This is a genomic window from Flavobacterium gelidilacus DSM 15343 (assembly GCF_000422685.1).
GTDB lineage: Bacteria > Bacteroidota > Bacteroidia > Flavobacteriales > Flavobacteriaceae > Flavobacterium > Flavobacterium gelidilacus.
The window spans coordinates 112,885-138,198 of the sequence record NZ_KE383904.1 but is presented as its reverse complement, the minus strand read 5'-3'; the positions used below and the strand labels follow the sequence as shown (position 1 = coordinate 138,198).

The following is a 25,314-nucleotide window of genomic DNA, read 5'->3' as shown; positions in this document are numbered from 1 at the left end:
TAAGGTAATTAAATTTTTCAAAAAATGTATTCTGGTATTAATCCAGCATTTCGTAGGTAGAGTTTAAACTCTTAAATTCTGGTACAATTTTTTTCATATATTGAACAATATCCACTTCATTTTGACAAGTAGCAATCGTTATCAATTGGTCTGTATTCACTATAATTTTGTCAAAATCTGCTTCCTCTTCTTGGGCAATCATAATTTTTTCATGGTGGGTAGGCAACGTTTTTGAAGTATCATTCAACAACTCTTCATACAGTTTTTCCCCTGGTCTTAAGCCTATAACCTTAATTTCTATTTCTTTATCAGGCTCATAACCCGCCAATTGAATCATTTTTCTAGCCAAATCAATAATTTTAACGGGTTTACCCATGTCAAAAATATATATTTCTCCCCCATTTCCCATTCCTCCGGCTTCTAGAACCAATTGACAAGCTTCTGGTATGGTCATAAAATAGCGTATAATTTCTGGATGTGTTATGGTAATAGGCCCTCCGCTTTCTATTTGTTTCTTAAAAAGAGGCACTACTGAACCATTAGAACCTAAAACATTACCAAATCGGGTGGTAATAAATTTTGTATCATGCGCTTTTTCTGTAGCATTCTTATAATGAAGTGCTTGTACGTATTTTTCAGCTATTCGTTTGCTGGCCCCCATTACATTGCTAGGATTTACAGCTTTATCTGTAGATACCATTACAAATTTTTTCGCTCCATAATATACTGCTAAATCCGCTACATTCTTAGTCCCTAAAACATTGGTATAAATGGCTTGACAAGGATTGTTTTCCATTAAAGGCACATGCTTGTATGCCGCTGCATGAAAAACAACATCAGGCTTGTATTGTTCGAAAACTTTTTCTAAACTAGCTTTATTTCGGATGTCTGATATTATAGTAATTACTTTTACTTTCTTTTGCGATTTTTCAATTTCTAATGAAATGTGGTGCAAAGGAGTTTCAGCTTGGTCTATAATGATTAGTTTTTTGGGACTAAACTCTAACACTTGCCATACAATCTCACTACCAATAGAACCAGCAGCTCCAGTAATCAATACGGTTTTTCCAGACAGCTGGCTTGAAACTAATTTGTTATCTAAAACAATAGGTTTTCTTTCTAATAAATCTTCAATTTGGAAACTTTTGATTTGTTTCGAAATTTCTTTTTCATTTTCCCAATTCGTTATAATAGGAATTGTATATACTTTGATGTTGTGCTCTAAACAATCGTCAATAATACTAATTTTATCTTCTTTTGAAAGGGATTTTTCAGCAATAATTAAAGCATTGGCCCTGTAGCTTCTCATGATTACCGATATTTTTTTACTGTTGTATAGAATAGGTAATCCTAAGATGCTTTTTGACTTATTTGCTTTTGAGTTGTCCATGAAAGCCACTACTTTAAACCTGGGAGGACTTTCCGATTTTATGGCATTGGCTACTGCTATGGCATTGGCATCTGAACCATACACAACAGTAGGGGTTAATTTTTTTGAGTCTACTTTATTGATTAAACTTTCAAAAACAAACTTTACTATAATTCTAAAGAAAAACAAGAACGTAAAGGACAATACAAAACTCAGGATTAAGCCAGGTACTAAAAATATTTTTTCACCAGAAACAAAATAGCTTATATAATTAATAATCACCAATGCAACTAGAGAAGTAAAGGTAGAAAACAATAATTTTACGGCATCTATAAAACTGCTATGTCTTATAATACCTGCATAAGTGCGGAAGAAAATAAAAAAAACTATATTAACGCATATTATTAAACCATATCTTTCAAATACATTTAATAAGTTATAAAATGTTGAATCAAGATTCGTTAACATTATATAAGTAAGTAGGTTGGCAAAAATTAATATGCCAATATCAATACTAAAAATAATCCATCTTGGCAAATACCCAAAAGAGTTTACTTTCTTATTAAAAACGGCCTCTATGGCTTTATTTAGTAAATTATTTTTCAATGCTTTTTTGAGGTTAAAACAATACTTAACAATTTGTTACAAGTTGGCAAATGTAGTAAAAAAAGAACTTATATTTTTTTCAATTCTTAGTTTGTCTGTTTCCTTTAAATTTGATCCAGAAGGCAAACACAAGCCGTTATCAAACAGTTCTTCTGCTACTTTTTTGCCATAATAAGGGTATTTTGAAAAAATAGGTTGCAAATGCATGGGTTTCCACAAAGGTCTAGACTCAATGTTTTCTTTTTCCAAAGCCAAACGCAGTGCTTCTCTTTTTTCATAAGAATCTAACACAATAGCACTCAACCAGTGGTTGGAAAAATAATCTGTATTAGGTTCTTTAAAAACAGAAACTTCGTCATTGTCTTTAAAAATTGCTTGGTAAAAAGTATTCATAGCTCTGCGCTGAGAAACTCTTAAGTCAATAACTTCCATTTGTCCACGACCTATTCCAGCACAAATGTTACTCATTCTGTAGTTATAGCCAATTTCTGAATGTTGGTAATGTGGGGCATTATCTCTAGATTGCGTAGCCAAAAAGACCGTTTTATCTTTGTCTTCTTTCTTTTTACAAACTAATGCTCCCCCACCAGAAGTAGTTATAATTTTATTTCCGTTAAATGATAAAGCTGCTAAGGGTCCAAATGTACCGCATTTTTGTCCTTTGTAAGTGCTTCCCAAAGCTTCGGCACTGTCTTCCAAAACAGGAATATTGTATTTTTTGGAAACTGTCATTATTTCCTCCACTTTAAAAGGCATCCCATATAAATGCACGCCAATTATAGCTTTTGGCTTTTTACCTTTGGCTATTCTGTCTACAATAGCTTCTTCTAGAGCTATCGGGCATAAATTCCATGTGTCTTTTTCACTGTCAATAAAAACCGGTATGGCTCCTAAATACAAAATAGGATTAGCAGATGCTGAAAATGTCATGCTTTGGCAAATTACTTCATCCCCAGCTTTTACGCCTAATAAAATTAAACCTAGATGCAATGCCGCTGTCCCTGAACTTAAGGCCGCTACATGGCTAGATTGCTCCAAATACTTTTCAATATCGATTTCTAAACCATTCACATTGGGTCCTAAAGGAGCTACCCAATTGGCCTCAAAAGCTTCTTGTACATATTTTTGTTCGTTGCCTCCCATATGTGGAGAAGACAACCATATTTTTTCTGTATTCATAAACTAAACTTATTTTTAAAGGATGTTAATTAATCCTTTAAAAGAATATTCTTCCTTATATTAGTACCAATCTGCATGCTTGCTTTTGTTGCCCCAGTAAAAAATTAGGCCTACAGAAAACACGGTTGTTTTTCCTAACTTTGACTTGTATTCACTATCTAAAAGAACTCCGTCAAACCCATAATGTTGTTTTAAGCGAAATGCATAAGCTGCATCCCCATAAATACTGATTCGTTCTGAAAGTTTTACTTGAGGTGTTAAACCAATAGTTGCTGTTCCAATATGTTCTGTTCCGCTAATGGTTTCAGGTTTAGCAAAAGTAACTCCTACACCAACACGTCCTAGCAACCCTATTTTTTCATTAGTAGCTCGCTTTAAATCAAACAAACTCCCTACATTATAAACTCCAGAAACCATAATACTGTTGTAAGTTACACCAGCATCTCCTTTTGAGAATACGTCTCTCCCATAATTTAGTTTTAGTCCAAAATTTTGTTCAATCATATAACGCACTCCCACATCAAAATGATTAAAGCCTGAAAAATCACTTTTACTGTAAGCATCCCCATACAATTTTGAAGGAGATACATATCCATAGCCAGCTTCAATGGAAACTTGGTTCCACTTCTTTTGCCCAAAAGACATTACACTACACAAAAGAACTAACACTACACTTGCTTTTTTAATCGTATTCATTTTTTTTTAATTTTAATGACCTAAAAGATTAGGCTTCTATAGTTAAACGCAATAAAAATAAACCCAAAACCTCTTGTATTTCTTATCATTTCGCCTTCTCATCTTCCCTTTTCCAAATGTCTCCTTCTCCAAATGACCTGAAAATTGTCCTAAACAATATTTGCAAATCTAAGAAAATACTTTGGTTATAATAATATTTTAAATTCATTTTCACTTTATCGGGAAAAATTACATAATCATTATAAGCCAAAGGATCAACTTGTTGGCTAAGAATCATTTCTTCTTTAGCGTATTTAATTGAAGCTTCCGAAGTCAAACCTGGTTTTAATTTTAGTATTTTTCTATTCTCCCCTTCTAAGGTATCGTAATAGCCTGGAATATCGGGTCTAGGACCTACAAAACTCATTTGCCCTATTAGAATATTAACTAGCTGCGGTAATTCATCTATTTTGGACTTTCTTAAAAAATTTCCAATTGTAGAAATTTTTTTTGTTTTGGGATTTATGGTTTTGAGTTTGTATATGGTAAACAACTTGGCTTTTTGTCCTACTCTTATTTGTTTAAATAAACCGTTTGAAGAAGTGTCTATACTTGTAACTAAATACGCTATAAGAATAGGTACTCCAAAGAATACTAAACTTATTAAGGCTGCCATAAAATCAAAAAGACGTTTCAATAAAAAATGTTTTTTATTTATTTTTTTACTTGCATTTCATTGAGTGAATTCCAAAGGTTACAAATATACTTTTTTTTATGTCAACATTAGTTTACATTTATCTGCTTTTGTACTCTTAATTCTATTAGCCGCTTGATAAACTGTTTTTCTCCATTTGTTTTTGGGCTAAACGTTTTTTTTATTATTGCAAGCCTGTATTTTTAAAAGAAAATAAATGGGCACAGCACACCATATACTATGCTTTCTGCTATAGAAAATGCCAAAAAGAAAAATTTAGACCCTTCGCTTTATTCGAATTGCTTTTTTTATTTTAGGAGCTATCTAAAAAAAACGGAAGATTTGTTTTTTTATTCTTCTTGTTCTATGCCAAAATATCTATAAAATTCTTTAAAAGTGATGGCTTGATGCCGTTCTTTTTTGTAATGCTGTTTTATTTTTAGGATAATTTGATAGCATGCTTTTTCCTTTTTGCCTGTTATCACCTGAATGTCTTTGACATTTATGAAGACTCTTTTGTTTGGATGCACCCTTTTAGTTTTTAGCTTGTTATTTTTTTTACTATCTCTGGTTCGTTTTTGCACGATAAAAAAGCGCTTTATCGTGCCAATGTTGCAGTTCCTTCGTGTTTACTTCGTAATTAGTACGTTGTTAGGTCGTATTTACATCGTGTTGGTTGTTGTTTTGTCGTGTTTATTTTTTGCTTTATCCTTATCATACTCCCTACTGTTGTAAAAACCTTAGCTATATTTTTTTTTATTTTAGCTTTTCCTATTTTAAAGCTGCACTTGTCGATGTGTTTCATTTTTACAACTTCTAAAGATTCCGTTAGACCCTAGAACTTTTAATCGCTTGTGCTTTTATCCTCCCCTTTAAGCTAAACCCACTTGGTGCGTTCGCTTCATATGCTACTAGCTTTTTACCCTTTCCTATGTTTCAACAACAAGTCTTTCTTGAAGAAAAGACAACTTGCTAAAAATACTACAAATTAAATATTTTACACGAAATTAGTGTTTTTTATTTAATACCAAAACAAAAAATGTTAAAATTTTAAGTATTGTATAAGTTTATTTGGTTCTTTTAAGTCATTTTCAGTCCTTTTATGTTGTTTTTTTGTATTAAAAGCCGTTTTTTGTCATTATTTAGGTCTTTTTATTCCTTTTAGGTTATTTGACTACCTAAGTTTTGTTTTTGTTTTTATAGCCTGCTACATTTGGCTTTATTAACTATAAAAACCATAAGAAATGGCTAAAAATCAAGGGATTGTACGCTTAAGAGGTTCCATAGATGGAGTTACGTACACAGAAGGTGTTAACGGAAGATTAAGTCGCTCTAAATCTTCGTTGGACAAAGCAAAAATGGATGCTAATCCAAAATTTAAAACTTTGCGCATGTTGCAAAAAGAACTTGGTGCGTATTCCAAGTTTGGTGCTTTGCTTCGCAGTGGTATTAAAAATGAACTTATAAAAGTTAAACCTTTTAGAGGGGTTCAGCGGTTGAACAAATTGTTAAACCAAATTAAAAATGCAGATGCTATTCACCGTTTGGGAGGCAGAGAAGTTAGCGAAGGTTTATTGACGGTTAAGGGAAAAGGACTGCTTACTGGGTTTGATTTTTATGGGAAAACGACTGTAAGTAGTTTGATGGCCCGTGATTTTGTAATCGATATGGCCAGTGGAGAAGCTAGCATTACTTCTTTTAATCCTATAGAAGATCTTGTGGCTCCTACTGGTGCTACGCATGTAAGTTTTAAAGCGGTAATGATTGGGATGGATCCTGTGAATTTTATTGTTTCGCCTAAACGAAATGATGAAGTTTATTTGCCCATAAGCAATGTGGCTGCCGATTTAATTTTACAACCCACTGATTTGCCGAATGTTTCGACTTTTATTTTTTATATGGTGCAAGTGCTATTTTATAAAGAAATAAATGGCTTTAAGGAATTAACAGCCTTAGATTCTAGTGCTCTTAGTATTTTGGAAATTGTTGACAACTAGGTTGTTGTTGGTTTTGGAAAAATTGTCCGTGGGTTTTGCCTGCGGATTTTTTTTTTTGGAGGTTGCAGCGTTCCTCGCAATGACAACATTTTAATTTGTTTTGATAATTTTTCCTGGATTGCCGACTACTGTTGCATAGTCTGGAATGTCGTTAATTATTACGGCTCCTGCTCCTATGGTTGCCCATTTGCCAATTTTTATGCTTTGAATTACACTTGCTTTACTAACTCATATCATTTAAGAATAAGATATCTACTAGAGCCTTTCTGTATTAGTGAAAATTTACATTAAATTTTTACTATTGATTGTCTTGTTTTGGTAGCTAAGCATTTTATTAGGATTGCTTAAGTACTAGTAAAATAGTTCGAAAACATTTTTAAAATGTAAAAATTTTTATTACTTAAAATAATCTTTAACCAATAAATTTAAAACCTTTGAAAAAAAAATACTAATTAATGGTACTTAATTGGTTTTGCAGGTATTCCAACAGCTGTGCATCTTTCTGGGAGTGATTTAGAAACAACTGCTCCAGCTCCTATAATTGTTTGTTCTCCTATCTCTAATTGATTAATTATTTTAGCTCCTGTACCAACATATACTTCTTCATGAATTACAACTTCTCCTGAAATATTAACTGATGGCATAAAAGATGCAAATGAATGGATAGTAGTATCATGTCCTACCGTGCACATTAAATTTAAAATAACAAAATCCTTTATTATTATGTTACACGTAATTATTGTTCCTGCACAAATAATACATCCTTTTCCAATCGATACAAATTCATCGCCTATTATTACAGATGGATGAATTAACGTTGGAAAGGCAATATTCGAATTTTTAAGCAATTTCTCAACAATTTTCTTTTTGATATCGGGTGAGCCAATTGCAACTATAACATTTATTTTTTCGTCGCTTTTTAACAAATCATCAATTGAACCTAAAACTTCATTATTATTAATAATTGTACCTGTTTTTACACCATCATCAAAATAACCTAGAAACTCGTATTTGTTTCCTTTTAAATTCATTTGATCAATTAGCATTTTAACTTCTCGACCAAATCCACCTGCTCCTATGATTATAATTTTTTCCATACTAAATTTAATTTGAACCTTTAAACACTTCCATTGTTGCTTCTCCTTCTTGTGAAATCCCTTCACTTACAAATACTTTTTTAACCGTTAAAAATAGAATTTTTATGTCTAATAAAAAAGTACAATTGTTTACATACCAAACATCATACTCAAATTTTTGGTTCCAACTTATGGCATTTCTACCATTTATTTGTGCCCAGCCTGTTATACCCGGTCTAATGTTATGACGCTGTTTTTGGGTTTCATTGTACAAAAGTAAATATTGCACCAACAAAGGCCTTGGACCAATTAAACTCATGTCTCCTTTCAGTACGTTTAGTAATTGTGGGATTTCATCTAAAGATGTTTTTCTAACAAAAGCGCCAATTGAAGTCAGCCGTTCACCATCAGCTAATAAATTTCCATCTTTATCTTTTTTATCATTCATAGTTTTAAACTTGATGATTTTAAAAAGCATTTCATTTTTACCTGGACGTGTTTGAAAGAAGAAGGGTTTTCCTTGATTGGCAAAAAATAAAGCTATCATTACAACTAGAAAAATTGGACTTAAAATTATGAATCCAATTAAGGCTGCTGAGAAATCTAGTAGTCTTTTGAAATATGTTTTATACATTTTCTTCTAATTTTTTATATTCCTCTAAAATAGCATTCCAAACCACTTGTTGTTCATAATTCTCAACTATTCGTTTTCGTGAATTTTGTTTAAGATCATTATAAAAATCAACATCTTCAACCATTTTTTTCATCGCTTCAAAAATAGCTGTTGTGTTTTTAACTGGAATTATCATTCCGTTATGCTTCTCAATTATAATTTCGTTACAACCATTTATATTGGAAACAATACTTGGCAAACCCATAGCTCCTGCTTGCATTACAACGTTTGGAAAACCTTCTCTGTAACTCGGAAAAACCAAAGCATCAGCAATCGCAAAATAAGGACGAACGTCGTTTTGATACCCAACAGTTATAATGTTTTTATTACTCTCAATTTTCTTTAAAGTTTCAGGCAATAATGGATCCAATTCCGTTTCCAAAGGCCCAACCAATAAAAGTTTCACCTTTTTAATTACCCCAGTTTCTAATCTCCAATCTCCAATCTCCAATTCCCCAAAAGCCTCCACTAACTCATTAATTCCTTTATCACCAACCAACCGACCCACAAAAATAAAAACAAAATCACTTGGAAGAATTTCTAATTTTTCTTTCGATATACTATTTTCCTTTAACGAATACTTTTCTGGATCAAAAACAGAAGTATCAATACCATTTGTACTTCCGTTTCCTAAAACTTTTAATTTTTCTGGTTCACAGAATTTTTCTGCCAAAATCACCTCTTGTAAACCAAAGGAATTTGGGTATATTTTTGTGGCACAGCTATAGGTTATTTTCTCCACAAAATTTAATAGCTTTCTTTTATTGCCAGTAGCTTCCATTAAAGGCAAACCTGCAATCGTATGGAGTCTATTTGGTACACTAGCCAATTTTGCTGCTAGCATTCCAACGGTTCCTGCTTTAGGTGTGTGTGTATGCACTATAAAAGGTTTTTCCTTTTTGAAAAATCTATATAATTCATAAACAGAAACTAAATCTTTTATGGGTGTAATTTGTCTTGTCATATCTATGTGACAAACTTCTATGTTTTCTTTTTTACCAACTTGTTCTAGGTATTCTTTTTCAGAAGAAACACCAATGACTTTATAAAACTGATTCATAAATGCCAACTGACCCGACAAGAGTTTGTCTAGTGAAATGGGGACGGTTGTTATGCGGATTAGTTTATGTTTAGTCATTATTTTTAATTATCCATCTCAAGCATCGTTTTAGAAGTAAGTCCATACTTTTTATTTAACACTTGATAATGATTTAAGATATCTTCTAATTGTAATAAATTCTGTGGAGTTGAATATCCAAAATTATGTGGATGCCACCATAAATGATATGATCTATTATTTTTTGCAGCATAAGTCATCTCCTTTTTTATTCTATTGATTTTCAAAGATTGTATTCTACTTTCTCTTGTAACGTATGGTCTAAAAAACCTGCTTGCCGGGAGTAATAATACGTCTTTCTTAAGAAGTTTATTTGAATTAAAGGTCAATGATTTACTAATAGAAAACAACGTATCAAAAGCTCTAGCCAATGCTATAAATTTAAATTTGCTTTTCCAAAACCAAACGTTTGGATTAGAACGCACTACTTTGATACCATTCTGTTTTGCTATATATAAATACTCATTATTAAACTGGTTTCTTGGAAAAACTAATGATTTTAATTTGTAGTTAAAATTCTCAAGTGCAATCTGTTGTGCTGCTTTTAAATCTGCATCAAACTGAAATTTATTTTGCCCATTTTCAGTACAATAATAATGTGCAAAAGTATGAGTTGCTAATTCTTGATTTGGTGTATTTATAATTAACGAAATAAGTGAAGGCGCAAAATGATAAGGGTCTACTTCTTCATTTTTGCCCACCTCATTATTATCGATTAAGTTGTAATAGGAAAGTAAATTATTATTATATGTTGGTTTATTTACAGGACAAAAATCTAACAGTTGTTTTTTATTATTAGCAAATAAAAAACCCACTGTTGCCCAAGTAGCATGAATTTCATATTTTTTAAAAAGATTTAAAACCAAAGGAACACTCTCTCTTGTTGCATCAAAATATGCTTTTTTTTTGGATAAGTCCCATTTTTCAGCTGCACCCCAATGCAGTTCAAAATCTAACGATATAATAAAATTTCCTTCTTTCATAATTAGACAGTATCTGAATCAGAATAACTAATATACCAATTATCTCTAGTGTATATCAAGTCATCGTACTTTTTATTAAAACTTCTAACTCCAAAATGCAATTCGATTGGCCTTAGTTTTTCTGGCATATTGATAAAAAAATAGCTTTTATATAGCGTGAAATTTGGAGAATGATCGAAACACCAGTTTAATATACAATCTGCCTTTTGCTTTTTAATTGAATTAACAGCATAAGACAATAATTGTTTACCAACTTCTTTGTCGTTTATATCATAGATCATTTCCATAATATAACCAATTTTACCGTTATGCTTTTCTTTAACAACGTATACTATAAAACCTTTATAATTATTAGCATTATCATAACAATGAGCGATTTCATAACTTTCATGTGGTTTAGCAATATATCGCCAATCTAAATATTCTTTATTACGGATAACTGCCACTGCAATATCTTTTGAAAAGATTTTCCAAATATCATTAACTTCTTCTGGAAAATTATTTTTTGCTTTGATTGTTAAACTTTTACTTTTTTTATAACTTAAAAACGATAATGTTATGTTAGGCATAAACTTTAAAAACTTTATTTTATCCGTAAAATATTTAGTCCTTAATGGTTTTATCAAAAATGGTAGTGGGTCTAAAGCCTTCCACTGTAATTTTTTTTCAAAACCGTAAATAGAATTACCATTAGGAAAACCATACACCAAAGCGACATTTTCATTTATTGCATTATTATATACGTTTTCAGCTAACTTAATAAACAACCCTTTTCCTCTATAATCAATGTCTGTAATCGTATCTAAAGATTGAGTTCCTACATGCAGTTCATTATCAATTTTAAATTTAACACATGAAACAGCATAAATAGCAGCTGTTTTTTGTTTTGATTCATCAAAGGCAATATCTACAAACCCTTTTTTTTCAGTGTTTTTAAAAAATTGCCATTCAATATTTTCAAGTTTCTTGGGACTTCCGTTTGAATCAAAACAGTTTTTATATTGGTTTATTGAAGATGTATTAAGATTTAATATTTTTAAATTTTTCATTCTTATTTTATATAATTAGAAATATCACGTTTAGAATTTACCATTAATTTAATTTTAAAATACCAAACTATACCAAAAGGAATAGCTAAAATGGTTAATAAAATATTTGGAGATCCTTTAAGTAAATTAATCTCTTTTAATATTATATTAGATGATACTAAATGAATTGCACTTTTTAATTTATTCTTAAAATTTTTAAAATGTATCATCTCAATTCTTCGTGAGAATCTAAATCCTTGAGGATTCTTAATATATTGTTTAAATATATTAATTGTTGAACCATCATCTTGATATTCTACAATGCAGAAATCGGTATTAAAACATAAATACTCATACTCAGAATCTAAAATGATTGGGAAATATAGCGGAACAAATTTTTCAGTATTAAATACCGGATATGGTTTAAGCTTTTTTACATTAACAGATTTAAACACAATTTTTTTATCTCCTACAGCATTATGTTTATAAGAAATATTTTGGTAAGTACTTCTCATTATATCTTTAGGAAATTTATTTCCAATTACATTTCCATTTATCGTTATATTTAAACCAATAAAACCCGCAAGAGTTTTGTCTTCAGATATTTTATGTTTTTTTATTAGACTAATAAATTTTTCAATACTATCTAACAATAAGAAATCATCAGAATCAACACAGACACTATATTCGGTATTAATGAGCATAAATGCTGTATTGTGCCCTGTGTGCATCCCCCCATTTTCCTTGTATTGGTATTGTATATCAATCTTGTTTTCCAGAATCCATTCTGCCACTAACTCTTTAGTATTGTCAGACGAACCATCATCTATGATCAGCCATAAGAAATCGTTATTTGTTTGATCTCTTAAACTTTTGTAAAGCCTAGGTAGCAAATACGCTCTATTATATGTGGGTGTAAAAATAGTAATTGTTTTCATTTTTTTTATTAGGAGCTTAAAATAACATTCATAAAAAAGGTAAACAGAAAATACAAAAGTAGTACTTTTGCAAAGCTTTTATGTTGATTCCTTAAAATGTTGCTTTTTAAAAAAGGATATGCAATAACTAACGCCATCATAAACCATGATAAGTATGCGAATCTATTAGAAAAATTTGCCCTAATAACTAAAATCCAAAAAGCATTGGCAAATACGTAAATATTAAAAATAATAAAATACATGTTGTCTACAAATTTCTTTTTTATTATAAAATACCATCCTGTATAAACAGCTGTTGCACTATATAACAAAAAATCCCAGCGAAATCCAATACTGCTGAAGTTTTTTATACTAGCGTCATCAGTCAAATAAGAAAACCTATCATCTTCAAAGCCTAAACTTGCAAATAAGGTTTCCCAATAACCACCCCCTAATAATGATAAAGGTATACTAAATAACCAAAACCACATTAGATACTTTGGCTTATTATAAAACTGAGTAATTATTAAACCCAGAATAGGCAAGAGCATTGTCTTGTGAAAACTAACAGATATTAAAAGTAATATTATTTGCCATAAACGTTTTTCTCTTGAAATTGCTAACAAAAAGATAGAACCTGCAATTCCATTTCTAATTCCGTTAGTTCCAGCTCCCCAAAAGGAAAAAGAAGCTATCAAGAGTAAAAAAGCATAAAACCAATATTTGACAAACCATTTTTTACAAACTAAATATAGTGGAAATATGTATAAAAATGCACATGTTAAAAAAAAGAAATTTACAGACATAAACGACGAACACCACTGCATAAAATAATGAAATAAAATATCTTTATCTGTTAAAATAGATTCTCCGTTTTGATAATTCTCAAAATATTTTGCATAAGTGTCCATATCTGCGAAATAAGCTATACTTATCGGTCTAAATCCCATATATATAATAACAAACCAAACTAAAAGCAAACCATTTTTATTAGATTTAAATTTTGCTGTTTGAAGTTGAAAAAAAGTATTCAATACAACTATTAAAATAATTAAATAGTAAATAAAAGTATAATATTCTAGCGGAATAAAGTCAAAACTCATATCTGGTATTTATTTTTAAATGACATATTATCTTAGTCTTTTAAATTTCGGAAATTACTTAACCAAGTATTAACATCATGTTTGTATATAAATTGTTCTTTTAATTCTACGTAATCACTATTTAAAAAAGAATTTAATATACTAAAATCATCTATTCCAATAATAAAAATATTTTGAGAATTATAAATTTTCTCATTAACTAATGATTTATTATTGGTTATTAACTTTTTCTTAAATGCAACCGCCTCTAGAGGTCTTAAAGACATACCTTCTTGATCTTTTTGAACTATATCTACAATACACTTAGATTTTTTTACGTTTTCAATATTCTCTGAATATGTAACAAGATCTTTTGAATCTACTACAACATGAAAGAGTGTTCTAAATTTTGATAATTTATTTTGTAAATCATTTATTTCCTTAATTCTATCTTTAGCAAATCCTAGAAAATAAAAGTCATAAACCGAAGAGTTTACAACTTTTTCAGATTGAGTCATTTTATAAAATTGATTCAATAATTTAAGATTATACTGCAAAGCATCATTTTTATCAAACGTACAAACCATATATTCCTTTATTTTTAAAAACTTCATTTTTGATTCTACCTTTTGTATTTCGTTTGATTTTAAAGGGTTCCAAATCCAAATATATTTATTTATTTTTTGATCAATTAATTGATCGATTGAAAGAATAATATTTTCATCTGTATAATCAATTAGCAATAAACTATCCTTATCATTAATATTCTTAAGTGTTTTTCTTAATTTTCGACCTAAAATCAAACTTGACAAAACTAGAGATGGAGGTAAAATTTTTCTTAAAAATCTCTGAAAATACGAGCACTCTTCGTTTAGATTAATTAATCTAATTTCATTTTGATTATTTATACCACTTAATATATAATCAAAAACCTCTGTTTTATTATAAAGTATATAAATCATTTATTATCTTTTAAGAACAACAAAAAAGTAGCTAAATTTTTCATTCTGTTTGAAACTAACCACGCTATTAATTTAATATTGAATGGTGTCTGTTTAAAGTTCCAAATATTCTTATGCGTTTCTGGAAATATAGAATACCAATAGTCAAAATTCCTAATTTTCGGATTTATTAGTAACAATTGTTTGGCTTGAAATTTTAAATATTGTATTTGTAAGAATAAAATATCTTGTGCGTTATGCTCAATAAAAAAATGTTCTAGGTTTTGAACACATTTTATAATTTCATCTGATTTTGAATTGTTAAAATTTGTTACAATTGAATCAAGATTCAATTGATTATAATGATAGAAAGGTTTTGGAACAACTATTGTTTTTTTAGAATAAAATCTAACTCTTGTAATCAATCCCAAATCTTCACTCATATTAATATCTTCAAAAAATTTTAATGAAAATTTTTTGATTATTTCTTTTTTGACTAACTTATTCCATAGTGCTCCGTACAATGGTTCAATACCAAGAATTAAATTATCTTTATTTTCCTCCAAATAATCAAAAGAGCTTATTCTAGTTGAGTCTTTATACTCAACTATATAATTACAACATACAACGTCTGCATTTTTTGCTTTTGCTTCATTATACATTGTTTCATAGGCTTCTAAATCAACCCAATCATCACTATCGCAATGGATTAAATATTCGCCTTTTGCAAAATCATTCCCATCCTGTCTAGAAATTGCTACACCTTTATTTTCTGTATGATTTAAGAAATGAACATGTAGTATTCTATTTGGAAATTCTTTTAAAACATTTTTAATGATAAAAATACTATTATCAGGTGTACAATCATTAATGAAAATAAATTCTAAGTCTTCTAAAGTTTGTCCAAATAAAGATCTACAGCATTTCTCAATAAATTTTTCTGCATTATATACTGGTATGATAACTGATACTTTAGGATTTATCATTTTATTGAATTAAAGCGTTTTTTATAAATCTCTCTGAAGTTTCTCTTTCTTCTTTTAACATCTCATTTACTATATCATATTCAATATTTTTCAAAATTTCATTTTTCCTTTTCAAAAAATCAGAATGAGAAATGACAAGTTTATGTGAAAGTTTAAATTTGCTCAAGATCGAGTTAAACCTTGTTAAACCTCTACCTTTGTTGCCAATACAAACAAACTGCTTATTAAATAAAATTGAAAAGACAACACCATGGAAAGAATCTGTTACTATAAAATCTGCTTCATAAAAACCATTAATCCAACTTTCAATTGACGGAAAACCTTTTTTACTAGGCTTCCCTACAACATTTCTTTTAAGCTGCTTAATTGCAGAGATATCCTCTACAATTGCTTCTTTGTCTTTATTTAAATCTAGAACATAAATGCATAATAAATTTTTATCCAATTTATCAACTTTGTCTTTAATAAGTTCTTTGTATTTATGAGAATCTAATAACATTGTAGGGTCTAGTGTTTGCATTACATTAACTCCTAAATAATCATTACACAAATTAATTGCTGACTCTTCTCGCACAGATATAGCATCAAACAATTTTGCTCGTTCAGCTATAAATGGTGTTACTTTTTCATCTGTTTCCCAATCATCTACCCCGAATGATGCTGAGTAAGCAACTTTTACTTTTTTTTCATTATTTACAAAATCTAAATAATAGTTTGGCAGAAAAGGTGAGTAACGGGGTCTCCAAATCTGATCACTACCTACAATATAAGCATAAAAATCATTCTTGTCATCAAACTCTTCAGTTAACTTTTGCTTAACCGTTACATAATTAATATTTTCTTTAATAAATCTTTTTTGATAAAATCCAGGAGTGTTTAAAAATTTAACTTGTCTTTCCACATTTATAAACAGTATGTTTTTATCACCTAAGTATGATTTTATTAACCTTTTACATATACTTAAGGCTAATCTTAATTTTGAATATTTTATTTGTTTATTTATAATATTAACAGTTACTGGCTCAAAACCTATACTTTTTAAATATGTTTGTAAAGCGAAATTTTGTAAAATACCTCCATAATTATTATGAAGAGGTTGTGTTAATATGGCAATTTTTTTCATTTTAATTTATTTAAGATATTTTTTATTTTTCTTATCTTATGATAAAGAAGTGTGTGTTTTTGCAACTTAGTCTTAAAAGGTTTCATTAAATTATCAAAAGCTGTCTTATTACGTGTTAATTTCCACGTAGAGAGGCTCTTTTTTCTAACTATCATTCTATGTTTTTGTACAATTTTAAAATATATTGGAATACTTGTAAAAAACTTAGAGCGCACTGATGGTATAATCTTTTTATGTTTTCTTATATTGTCGACCCTGTATTTTAAAGCGTCTTGTCTATGGTAAAAGCTACTTAACTGCGACTGCTTAAATAAATTTAATGATAATTCTCCAATACTTAAATCTCCTTTAGAAATCCCGTTTTTTATTAAATTATCTGCACTAGTTGATCTTGTTACAATTACACTATTTCCTAATCCTTCTTGAGCGTATGGGTTTAACCATGCATCACCTAATGAAATATCTGCTAATTCTGTAGTAACGTCATCACAAAAATCACAAGCATTTGATTTAAAAAGACCTGACCCCCACATATCTCCAACTTCAACCATTCTAACTTTCTTAAGCTCTTTTTCATCATTAAAAGCCCCAAAAGAATAATCAGGTGCAGTTGAATTAGGGTCTTTAATTCTGTAATCTTGTTTGCGATAACTAGAAGTAATGCCTGCCTTTTGTGCTAAATAATCAGTAAAAAATTTACTTTTTAAACCACCACAAATAATCCCCACTAAGAAAGGTATTTTTACTTTGTAATGAGGATGATAATATTGTTTTAATCGTATTGCTTTTATAAAACAAGCAACTCCAGAAACTGCAACTTTACCTTCTTTACTATCAATTTCTTTAAATAAATTTTCCATTGTTACAGGAAGATACCTAGTTTTGGAGATTAGTTTAATTTGTTTAAAGTCGCTAAACCATTGATATTCGTACGTTCCATTTACCTCCTTAACTATAAATAAATTCTGGACAATATTTTGCTCAAGCAATTGCTCAAAAATATAAGTGGCTAAACCACCAGATGAAGAGGAAGATCGAAATTTATCTGAATAGCCAACATAAATATTTTCATATCTACCTATCTTTTCATCTAAATGTTTACTTTTATTTAAGAAAATTGTAGCTAAATTATCTTCATCCTTAACATTTTCTTCTGGTTGAGGATTAAAAGGGCAAACTTTTACTGCATCACTATCACTATCATTTAAATGGCCAATTGGTTTTGGTGTTAAAAAACCATGATCATTCCAGTCCATTTTAAGTTTACCTGAAGATTCCGATATGCAAATTCCACAACCTGTGCATAAATCAGCATTCACAATGTCTAATATATTGTGTTTTTTACTCATTATTTCTTTATTTTTTTTAAAATAATTTCTTTTAGATAGTTACGTTCTTTACCATCAATACCTAATAAAAAAGTACTGACAATAGTAATAACTAATAACACAAATGACTTGGACAAAAACAAAACCCATTGATTAAAAAAAGTAAAATATGGTTCTATAATTAAGAATAACAATATTGTTATTATTGTTACTAATACTATTTTTACTATCACTTTTAAAAAAAAATCTCTTATAGATAAGGATAAACTTTTACTAATAAAATATATTCTAAAAAATAAAGATATTATAGAAATAGAAATACTAACATAGTAAACCACAACAGGCTCTTCATGATATTTTAAAATTAAATAACTAACGGGAAGGTTTAAAAAAAGCAAACTTCCTACAACAATTTGATACCATTTTATATTACCCGTAGCTTGAATACCTGTCATTATGGGACCTGATAAACAATCAATTAATAAATTAACAAGACAAAGATTCACAAAGAGAGAAGTATAATTAGGAGGTATTTTTAACCAAAAATTTAATATAAAATCAATATTAAATAAAATTGGCATTATAATTATAAACATTAATAAATAAGAAAATTTTGAGCTTTGATAAATTAAGTTTTTACATTGCTGCACATCTCCGACAGCGTATTTTTTAATTATCTGTGGGTTTACTGCCATTTGAAAATTTGTAACAAACAAACTTACAGCAGCTTGCACTTGGAGAGCAATGCCATAAGTGGCATTTAAAACAGTTCCAAAAAACATATTTAAAAGAACATTAATACCTTGTCCTTTAGCTATTGATGCAATGTTACCAAATAAATTCCATCCGGAATAATTTAATAATTCTATATATAATTTTTTGTCGTAATAAAACAAATATTTACTTTCTTTAAAATAAGTTTTACAATATATTTTATGAGCTAGTCTAACTATAAAAGTGACTAAAAAGTATAAAAACGAATACAAAATTAAGTGATCAAAATCAACAACTAAAAGTAGGTAAACTATAAGTAATTTCAATACTGCTTCTATTATACTCATGTAAGCATAAACATTCATTCTTTCTCTTGCTATAATTAAAGCATCATAAGGCACTTGAATAACTCCAATTAAAAATGTTAAAATCGAAAACTGATATACCCAATTCGCAGCTTCAACCCTCTCACTAGCTATATTCAATTTGTAATTCACAAACCATAGACCAATAGTTTCTGCCAATATTAAAACCAAAATTGCTATCGCAATATGAATATTAAGTGTTGCATTAAACGTTTTTTTTATTTGTATATAATCATTTTTTCCAATATCAAAAGACAAAAACCGTTGTGTAGAACTTACCATAGCTCCATTAAAAAAGCCAAACATCGATACTATACCTCCTACTAAACTATAAATACCAAAATCATTTACTCCTAATGTTTCAAGAATTATCCTAGAAGTATACAAGGAAACCCCCATTGTAAAGAACATTCTTATATAAAGGAAAAGTGTGTTTTTTGCAATTTTTTTTGAACTTGACATTAATTCTTATATCTTAATAAATTACTTATACTGTTCCTTATAATACTTTTGATAATCACCCGAAGTAACGTTTTTCAACCATTCTTCATTCGACAAATACCAATCTATGGTTTTTTCTAAGCCTTGTTCGAAAGTTACGGATGGTTTCCAACCTAATTCTTTGTTTATTTTTGAGGCATCTATGGCGTAACGCAAATCGTGTCCTGGTCTGTCTTTTACATACGAAATTAACTTTTCAGACTCACCAACTGCTCTACCTAATTTAGCATCCATTTGTTGGCACAATAGTTTTACTAAATCTATGTTTTGCCATTCGTTAAAACCACCAATGTTATAGGTTTCATGGTTTTTTCCTTCATGAAACACTAAATCAATAGCTACAGCATGGTCTTCTACGAATAACCAATCGCGGGTATATTTTCCATCGCCATAAACGGGTAACGGTTTTTTCTCTATGATGTTATGTATGAATAAAGGAATTAACTTTTCTGGGAAATGATTGGGTCCATAATTGTTAGAACAATTGGTAATTACATAAGGTAAACCATAGGTTTCTCCGTAAGCTCTAACAAAATGGTCGGAAGCCGCTTTGGAGGCTGAGTAAGGTGAATTTGGATCATAAGCCGTAGTTTCTGTAAACAGACCTGTTGCTCCTAAAGAACCGTAAACCTCATCGGTTGATATGTGGTAAAAACGTTTGCCTACAAAATCGTCCTTCCACTGTTTTTTGGCTACGTTTAATAAATTCATGGTTCCAATAACATTTGTTTTTACAAAGGCTAGTGGGTCTGTGATTGATCTATCGACGTGGGATTCTGCGGCTAAGTGTAAAACGCCTTCAAATTGGTATTTAGCAAATAACTCTTCTAAAAAGGCTTCGTCTAAAATATCTCCTTTTACAAATGTGTAATTGGGTTTGTTTTCAATGTCTTTGATGTTTTCTAGATTTCCAGCATAAGTCAAAGCATCTAAATTAAACACATGGTAATTTGGATATTGATTTACAAATCTTCTTACAACGTGTGAACCAATAAAACCAGCTCCACCAGTGATAAGTATGTTTTTCATTTCTTTGAAATTAGTATTTTAAACAAGCGTTAATTGCAAAAATAAACTTTATTTTTATTAATCAAGGTTATTTTTACATTAATAGGGGTTGTTAAGGGTTTTTGGTTGTGAGTTATCTGTTGTCGGTTATAGGTTGAATTTAGATTAATCCGTGATAATCTTTGGGATCCGTGGCAAGTAGGTTCTTACGTTGGGGGTGTAGGCTAGACCCTTTCACTGAAATAAATTCAGCACAAGCAGGGTGACAAAGTGGTGGGTTGAGAGTATTCGTAATTAATACTAACTAAGTACTGACGTTTAATATGTAAGTTAGGCCCTTTCACTGAAATAAATTCAGCACAAGCAGGGTGACAAAACTGAGGAGAGAACTACTTGTTAGTAAAATTTAAATAACTAGTAACCATCAACACTCAATCAAAAACGAAAACGTACAACCCACCACTTTGTCACCCTGTCAAGGGTCTGGTCTGTATAATCAACGTTAGAACCAATACATAATTGATTGACATTTCTTCAATTCTTTTACTTAAATGAATTTAGTAAAAGTAAGATTAGAGGTTTGGGGGTAGTTGGTTGTTGGTTATGGGTAAATATGGGGATTTTTTGATTTTATGAATTGTGGATTCTGACGTATGACGTGCTATTCAGACCCTTTCACTGAAATAAATTCAGCACAAGCAGGGTGACAAAGTGGTGGGTTGAGAGTATTCGTAATTAATACTAACTAAGTACTGACGTTTAATATGCAAGCTAGACCCTTTCAGGGTGACAAGGTTGGGGGTAGAAAAGTTTTACCGCAAATTCGCAAATTATAGGTAGTTATGTTTAAAGGAATTTGTGAAAATTCGGGTAATTCGTGGTGAAAAATTTCTGAAGTTGAACGTATAAGCTAGGCCCTTTCACTGAAATAAATTCAGCACAAGCAGGGTGACAAAATGGTGGGTTGAGAGTATTCGTAATTAATACTTAATAAGTACTGACGTTTAATATGCAAGTTAGGCCCTTGGCAGGATAACAAGGTTGGGGGTAGAAAAGTTTTACCGCAAATTCGCAAATTATAGGTAGTTATGTTTAAAGGAATTTGTGGCAAGTAGGTTCTTACGTTGGGGGTGTAGGCTAGACCCTTGACAGGGTGACAAAGTGGTGGGTTGAGAGTATTCGTAATTAATACTTAATAAGTACTGACGTTTAATATGTAAGTTAGGCCCTTTCACTGAAATAAATTCAGCACAAGCAGGGTGACAAAGTGGTGGGTTGAGACGCTTAGTGTGAAATAAGATAATTTGTGGAAATTCGTGCCATTCGTGTCAAAAAAGTTCTGACCTTATTTACACGACATACTTATGTAAACTATCCAAAAGCGTAGCGCCTTAAACACAAAACAAATCCTATCCATCTATGTGTTTCAAAAAAAAGCCCTGAAAAAATCAAGGCTTTAAATTTTATATTTAAAATGAATTACAACTTGCCGTCTACGTTGTTGCCTAGGATACCTTTTACGTCGTATAGAACACTATTCTCTTTTTGTAGGCTAGGAATGTCTAGTTGTAAAAACTCTTTGTGTGAAACTCCTAAAACTACTGCATCAAACTTTTGGTTTGGAATTTCTTTAGTGCTTTCAATTTTATATTCGTGTTTAACTTCTGCTGGGTTGGCCCATGGGTCATAAATAGAAACTTGGATACCGTATTCTTTTAAAGAAGCGATTACGTCTACAATTTTTGTATTTCTAACATCCGGACAATTTTCTTTGAACGTAATTCCTAGCATTAATAATTGAGCACCGTTTACGGTTACTCCTTTTTTGATCATGCATTTTACTACTTGAGCCGCTACATATTCTCCCATGCTGTCGTTTAGTCTTCTTCCGGCTAGGATGATTTCTGGGTGATAGCCTTTTTCTTGGGCTTTTTGGGCTAGATAGTACGGATCTACTCCGATGCAATGTCCGCCAACTAAGCCTGGTTTGAACGGTAAGAAATTCCATTTCGTTCCAGCAGCTTCTAAAACATCGTGGGTATTGATGTCTAATAGATTGAATATTTTGGCTAGTTCGTTTACGAAAGCGATGTTGATATCTCTTTGTGAATTTTCTATCACTTTTGCTGCTTCGGCTACTTTTATGGTTGGTGCTAAATGCGTTCCGGCTGTGATGACCGTTTTGTATAAATCATCTACTTTTTTTCCGATTTCTGGCGTAGAACCCGCTGTTACTTTTAGTATTTTTTCAACCGTATGTTCTTTGTCCCCTGGGTTAATCCTTTCTGGTGAATAGCCCGCAAAAAAGTCAACATTAAATTTTAATCCACTAACGCGTTCTAAAACAGGCACACATTCTTCTTCTGTAACTCCAGGATATACTGTAGATTCGTAAATAACGATATCTCCTTTTTTAAGGACTCTCCCAACCGTTTCACTTGATTTATATAGAGGTGTTAAATCAGGTCTATTGTTTTTATCTACCGGTGTTGGAACCGTAACTACGTAGTAATTGCAGTCTTTGATATCTTCTAAATTTGCTGAACAAAACAATCCGTTTGCATCAGAAGGAGATTTTACTAATACTTTTTGTAAAACATCTACCTCAATCTCTAAGGTATTGTCTTTTCCTGCATTTAGTTCGTCAATTCTTTTTTGATTGATATCAAATCCTACTACCGGAAATTTTGTTGCAAATAATCTTGCTAACGGTAAACCAACATATCCTAATCCAATGATGGCAAGACGAGGTGATGGGGTGATTTTGTGATTTTGTGACATTATATTTTTATTTTTTATTACAACTTTTGATAGACAAATTGGTGACTTATCTATATATTTTTTCAACAAGGGTTTTCTATACAATTTCCGACTGGATCGGAATCACTCGAACTGACGATACTTAGAACAATTGAATATTAAAATTTCTTTAATCAGAACTTCTAAAAAACGTAATGCATCGTTTTTAAAAGAACGGTTCTCGATACAATTTCAACTCCACTTTGTTCCGTCAAAATCACTCGAACTGACGGTTAAAAGGGCAAATAAATCTAACTCCCAATAGCCTGATAAACAAACCCAATTTGTTCTAATTCTTTTTTGTTTAATAAATTTCTTCCGTCAAAGACAAAAGCTGGCTTTTGCATTTGGTTGTATATTTTTTGCCAATCGTATGTTTTAAATTCATCCCATTCTGTTAAGATGGCAATGGCGTGTGCATCTTTGCATGCAGCATAGGGATCCGTACTTACCGTTAATCCTTTTTTGTTCTCTTCTTCAGCACGGCTTTCCAAATAATTTAAATCATAATATATTTGATTTTCATTTACTTTAGGATCAAACACTACTACATTAGCTTGTTCGGCTAGTAAATCATCCGCTACATAAATAGCTGCTGATTCTCTAGTATCGTTTGTGTCTTTTTTAAAGGCCCAACCTAAGAAAGCTATTTTTTTTCCAGAAACGGTATTGTATAATGTTTTAATAATGTTTTTTGCAAACCTTCTTTTTTGATGGTCGTTCATTATGATTACTTGTTCCCAATAATCGGCCACTTCATTCAAACCATAAGATTTTGCAATATAAACCAGGTTTAATATATCTTTTTGAAAGCATGACCCTCCAAAACCTACAGAAGATTTTAGAAATTTTGATCCAATACGACTATCCATTCCAATAGCTCTCGCTACTTCATTTACATCTGCTCCTGTTTTTTCGCATAATTCTGACATGGCATTTATGGAAGAAACTCTTTGGGCTAAAAAGGCATTGGCTGTTAATTTTGACAATTCGGATGACCAAACATTGGTCGTTAAAATTTGTTCTTTTGGGACCCAATTCGCATAAATATTGACTAAAGATTGAATCGCTTTTTGTCCGTCTTCATTAGAGTCTCCTCCGATTAGGACTCTATCTGGAGCCAATAAATCTTCCACAGCTGTTCCTTCTGCTAAAAACTCTGGATTTGATAAAATTTGAAATTTTACCCCATTCCCTGTATGGTCTAATATGCTTTTTATAGCACTAGCTGTTCTAACCGGTAAAGTTGATTTCTCTACTACAATTTTATCTGTTTTTGCTACTCTTGCAATTTGTCTTGCACAAAGTTCAATATATTTTAAATCGGCTGCCATTCCTTTTCCAACACCATACGTTTTGGTAGGTGTGTTTACCGAAATGAATATCATTTCAGCTTCGTCAATAGCTTTGTCCACTTCTGTTGAAAAAAATAAATTTCTTCCGCGAGCTTCTGCAACAATTGCGCTTAATCCTGGTTCGTAAATAGGAATATTATCGACGTTAGGATCGTTCCAATCGGCAATTCGCTTCTCGTTTAAATCTACTACAGTCACTTTAATTCCGGGGCATTTTTGTGCAATGATTGCCATTGTTGGTCCCCCAACATAACCTGCACCGATGCAACATATATTTTTAATCATTTTATTGTTTTATATTTTTGATATTGTTTGTTTGTTTTTCAGGATTAGGGGCAGGATTTTTTGCTGCTGATTTACTGATTTTTTTTCTTTTTTAAACACATAGGCACATAGAATTGTTTTTTTTCTAGGCGCTTTGCTTTTGGATAGTTTATTTAAGTTTTAACTGCTTATTATATTGTGGTTTTTTACCACTGATTCACTGATTTTATTTTTAAACATATAAGTCATATAGTTTTATTTTTATTGTCTAGGCGCTTTGCTTTTGGATAGTTTACATAAGTGTGGCGTGTAAATAAGGTCAGAACTTTTTTGACACGAATTGCACGAATTTCCACAAATTATCTTATTTCACACTAAGCGTCTCAGCCCACCACTTTGTTACCCTGCAAAAGGTCTCGATAGCACATTAAACGTAAGTACTTATTAAGTAATAATTACGAATACTCTCAACCTACCTCTTTGTCACCCTGAAAGGGTCTCGCTTACACGTTCAACTTCAGAAATTTTTCACCA

Annotated in this window: 21 protein-coding genes and 1 pseudogene; 1 reads left to right on the top strand and 21 read right to left on the bottom strand. The window is 30.7% G+C overall.

What is annotated here, in order from left to right; all coding sequences use genetic code 11:
• Positions 1 to 37 precede the first annotated feature (37 nt).
• The 5 genes from G507_RS0113120 to G507_RS0113100 all read right to left on the bottom strand — a co-directional run bounded on the left by G507_RS0113120 (position 38) and on the right by G507_RS0113100 (position 5,053).
• On the bottom strand, positions 38 to 1,975 hold the full coding sequence (locus tag G507_RS0113120; RefSeq protein WP_026717916.1) for a polysaccharide biosynthesis protein: 1,938 nt from the start codon (positions 1,973 to 1,975) through the stop codon (positions 38 to 40).
• 36 nt (positions 1,976 to 2,011) lie between these two features.
• Positions 2,012 to 3,154, bottom strand: a complete 1,143-nt coding sequence (locus G507_RS0113115) for a DegT/DnrJ/EryC1/StrS family aminotransferase (protein WP_026717915.1) — start codon at positions 3,152 to 3,154, stop codon at positions 2,012 to 2,014.
• Between the two features lie 60 nt (positions 3,155 to 3,214).
• The gene (locus G507_RS0113110) at positions 3,215 to 3,850 is read right to left on the bottom strand and encodes an outer membrane beta-barrel protein (RefSeq protein WP_035666271.1); all 636 of its coding nucleotides are present in this window, start codon (positions 3,848 to 3,850) and stop codon (positions 3,215 to 3,217) included.
• Between the two features lie 85 nt (positions 3,851 to 3,935).
• Positions 3,936 to 4,505: a sugar transferase gene (locus G507_RS16960; protein ID WP_051191691.1), complete on the bottom strand. Its 570-nt coding sequence runs from the start codon at positions 4,503 to 4,505 to the stop codon at positions 3,936 to 3,938.
• A 368-nt stretch (positions 4,506 to 4,873) separates the two neighbouring features.
• Positions 4,874 to 5,053, bottom strand: coding sequence for a hypothetical protein (locus G507_RS0113100; protein WP_026717913.1), 180 nt, complete (start codon positions 5,051 to 5,053; stop codon positions 4,874 to 4,876).
• 714 nt (positions 5,054 to 5,767) lie between these two features.
• On the opposite strand from G507_RS0113100, the gene G507_RS0113095 reads away from it, so the two are divergent.
• Positions 5,768 to 6,520: a hypothetical protein gene (locus G507_RS0113095; protein WP_026717912.1), complete on the top strand. Its 753-nt coding sequence runs from the start codon at positions 5,768 to 5,770 to the stop codon at positions 6,518 to 6,520.
• Between the two features lie 90 nt (positions 6,521 to 6,610).
• Here the strand turns inward: G507_RS0113095 and G507_RS17915 are convergent.
• The 16 genes and pseudogenes from G507_RS17915 to G507_RS0113020 form a co-directional block, all read right to left on the bottom strand.
• A pseudogene (locus G507_RS17915) lies at positions 6,611 to 6,739 on the bottom strand (acetyltransferase); the annotation flags it as partial.
• A gap of 233 nt (positions 6,740 to 6,972) precedes the next feature.
• The gene (locus G507_RS0113090; RefSeq protein WP_026717911.1) at positions 6,973 to 7,617 is read right to left on the bottom strand and encodes an acetyltransferase; all 645 of its coding nucleotides are present in this window, start codon (positions 7,615 to 7,617) and stop codon (positions 6,973 to 6,975) included.
• Between the two features lie 7 nt (positions 7,618 to 7,624).
• Complete coding sequence (locus G507_RS0113085; RefSeq protein WP_026717910.1) at positions 7,625 to 8,230, bottom strand: sugar transferase; 606 nt, start codon at positions 8,228 to 8,230, stop codon at positions 7,625 to 7,627.
• Positions 8,223 to 9,407 (bottom strand): glycosyltransferase family 4 protein, encoded by a 1,185-nt coding sequence (locus G507_RS0113080; protein WP_026717909.1) that lies wholly within the window; start codon positions 9,405 to 9,407, stop codon positions 8,223 to 8,225. The genes G507_RS0113085 and G507_RS0113080 overlap by 8 nt, the downstream gene beginning before the upstream one ends.
• Before the next feature lie 5 nt (positions 9,408 to 9,412).
• A complete protein-coding gene (locus G507_RS0113075; protein ID WP_051191689.1) occupies positions 9,413 to 10,369 on the bottom strand; it encodes a polysaccharide deacetylase family protein in 957 nt (318 codons plus the stop codon).
• 2 nt (positions 10,370 to 10,371) lie between these two features.
• Positions 10,372 to 11,418, bottom strand: coding sequence for a GNAT family protein (locus tag G507_RS0113070; RefSeq protein WP_026717907.1), 1,047 nt, complete (start codon positions 11,416 to 11,418; stop codon positions 10,372 to 10,374).
• A gap of 2 nt (positions 11,419 to 11,420) precedes the next feature.
• A complete protein-coding gene (locus G507_RS0113065) occupies positions 11,421 to 12,335 on the bottom strand; it encodes a glycosyltransferase family 2 protein (protein ID WP_026717906.1) in 915 nt (304 codons plus the stop codon).
• Between the two features lie 8 nt (positions 12,336 to 12,343).
• The gene (locus G507_RS0113060) at positions 12,344 to 13,417 is read right to left on the bottom strand and encodes an EpsG family protein (protein ID WP_035666265.1); all 1,074 of its coding nucleotides are present in this window, start codon (positions 13,415 to 13,417) and stop codon (positions 12,344 to 12,346) included.
• Between the two features lie 32 nt (positions 13,418 to 13,449).
• Positions 13,450 to 14,358 carry a WaaS/CpsH family glycosyltransferase gene (locus G507_RS0113055; protein ID WP_026717904.1) on the bottom strand — a complete coding sequence of 303 codons (909 nt, stop codon included), beginning with the start codon at positions 14,356 to 14,358 and terminating at the stop codon, positions 13,450 to 13,452.
• Positions 14,355 to 15,323: a glycosyltransferase family 2 protein gene (locus tag G507_RS0113050; RefSeq protein WP_026717903.1), complete on the bottom strand. Its 969-nt coding sequence runs from the start codon at positions 15,321 to 15,323 to the stop codon at positions 14,355 to 14,357. Before G507_RS0113050 ends, G507_RS0113055 begins: the two co-directional genes overlap by 4 nt.
• Position 15,324: 1 nt before the next feature.
• Positions 15,325 to 16,446, bottom strand: coding sequence for a polysaccharide pyruvyl transferase family protein (locus tag G507_RS0113045; RefSeq protein WP_026717902.1), 1,122 nt, complete (start codon positions 16,444 to 16,446; stop codon positions 15,325 to 15,327).
• On the bottom strand, positions 16,443 to 17,795 hold the full coding sequence (locus G507_RS0113040) for a Coenzyme F420 hydrogenase/dehydrogenase, beta subunit C-terminal domain (RefSeq protein ID WP_026717901.1): 1,353 nt from the start codon (positions 17,793 to 17,795) through the stop codon (positions 16,443 to 16,445). The genes G507_RS0113045 and G507_RS0113040 overlap by 4 nt, the downstream gene beginning before the upstream one ends.
• The gene (locus tag G507_RS0113035; RefSeq protein WP_245575623.1) at positions 17,795 to 19,111 is read right to left on the bottom strand and encodes a lipopolysaccharide biosynthesis protein; all 1,317 of its coding nucleotides are present in this window, start codon (positions 19,109 to 19,111) and stop codon (positions 17,795 to 17,797) included. The genes G507_RS0113040 and G507_RS0113035 overlap by 1 nt, the downstream gene beginning before the upstream one ends.
• A gap of 225 nt (positions 19,112 to 19,336) precedes the next feature.
• Positions 19,337 to 20,383 (bottom strand): dTDP-glucose 4,6-dehydratase, encoded by a 1,047-nt coding sequence (gene rfbB / locus G507_RS0113030; RefSeq protein ID WP_026717899.1) that lies wholly within the window; start codon positions 20,381 to 20,383, stop codon positions 19,337 to 19,339.
• A gap of 1,458 nt (positions 20,384 to 21,841) precedes the next feature.
• A complete protein-coding gene (locus G507_RS0113025; RefSeq protein WP_026717898.1) occupies positions 21,842 to 23,143 on the bottom strand; it encodes a nucleotide sugar dehydrogenase in 1,302 nt (433 codons plus the stop codon).
• A gap of 269 nt (positions 23,144 to 23,412) precedes the next feature.
• On the bottom strand, positions 23,413 to 24,801 hold the full coding sequence (locus G507_RS0113020; RefSeq protein WP_035666262.1) for a UDP-glucose 6-dehydrogenase: 1,389 nt from the start codon (positions 24,799 to 24,801) through the stop codon (positions 23,413 to 23,415).
• Between the last annotated feature and the right edge of the window lie 513 nt (positions 24,802 to 25,314).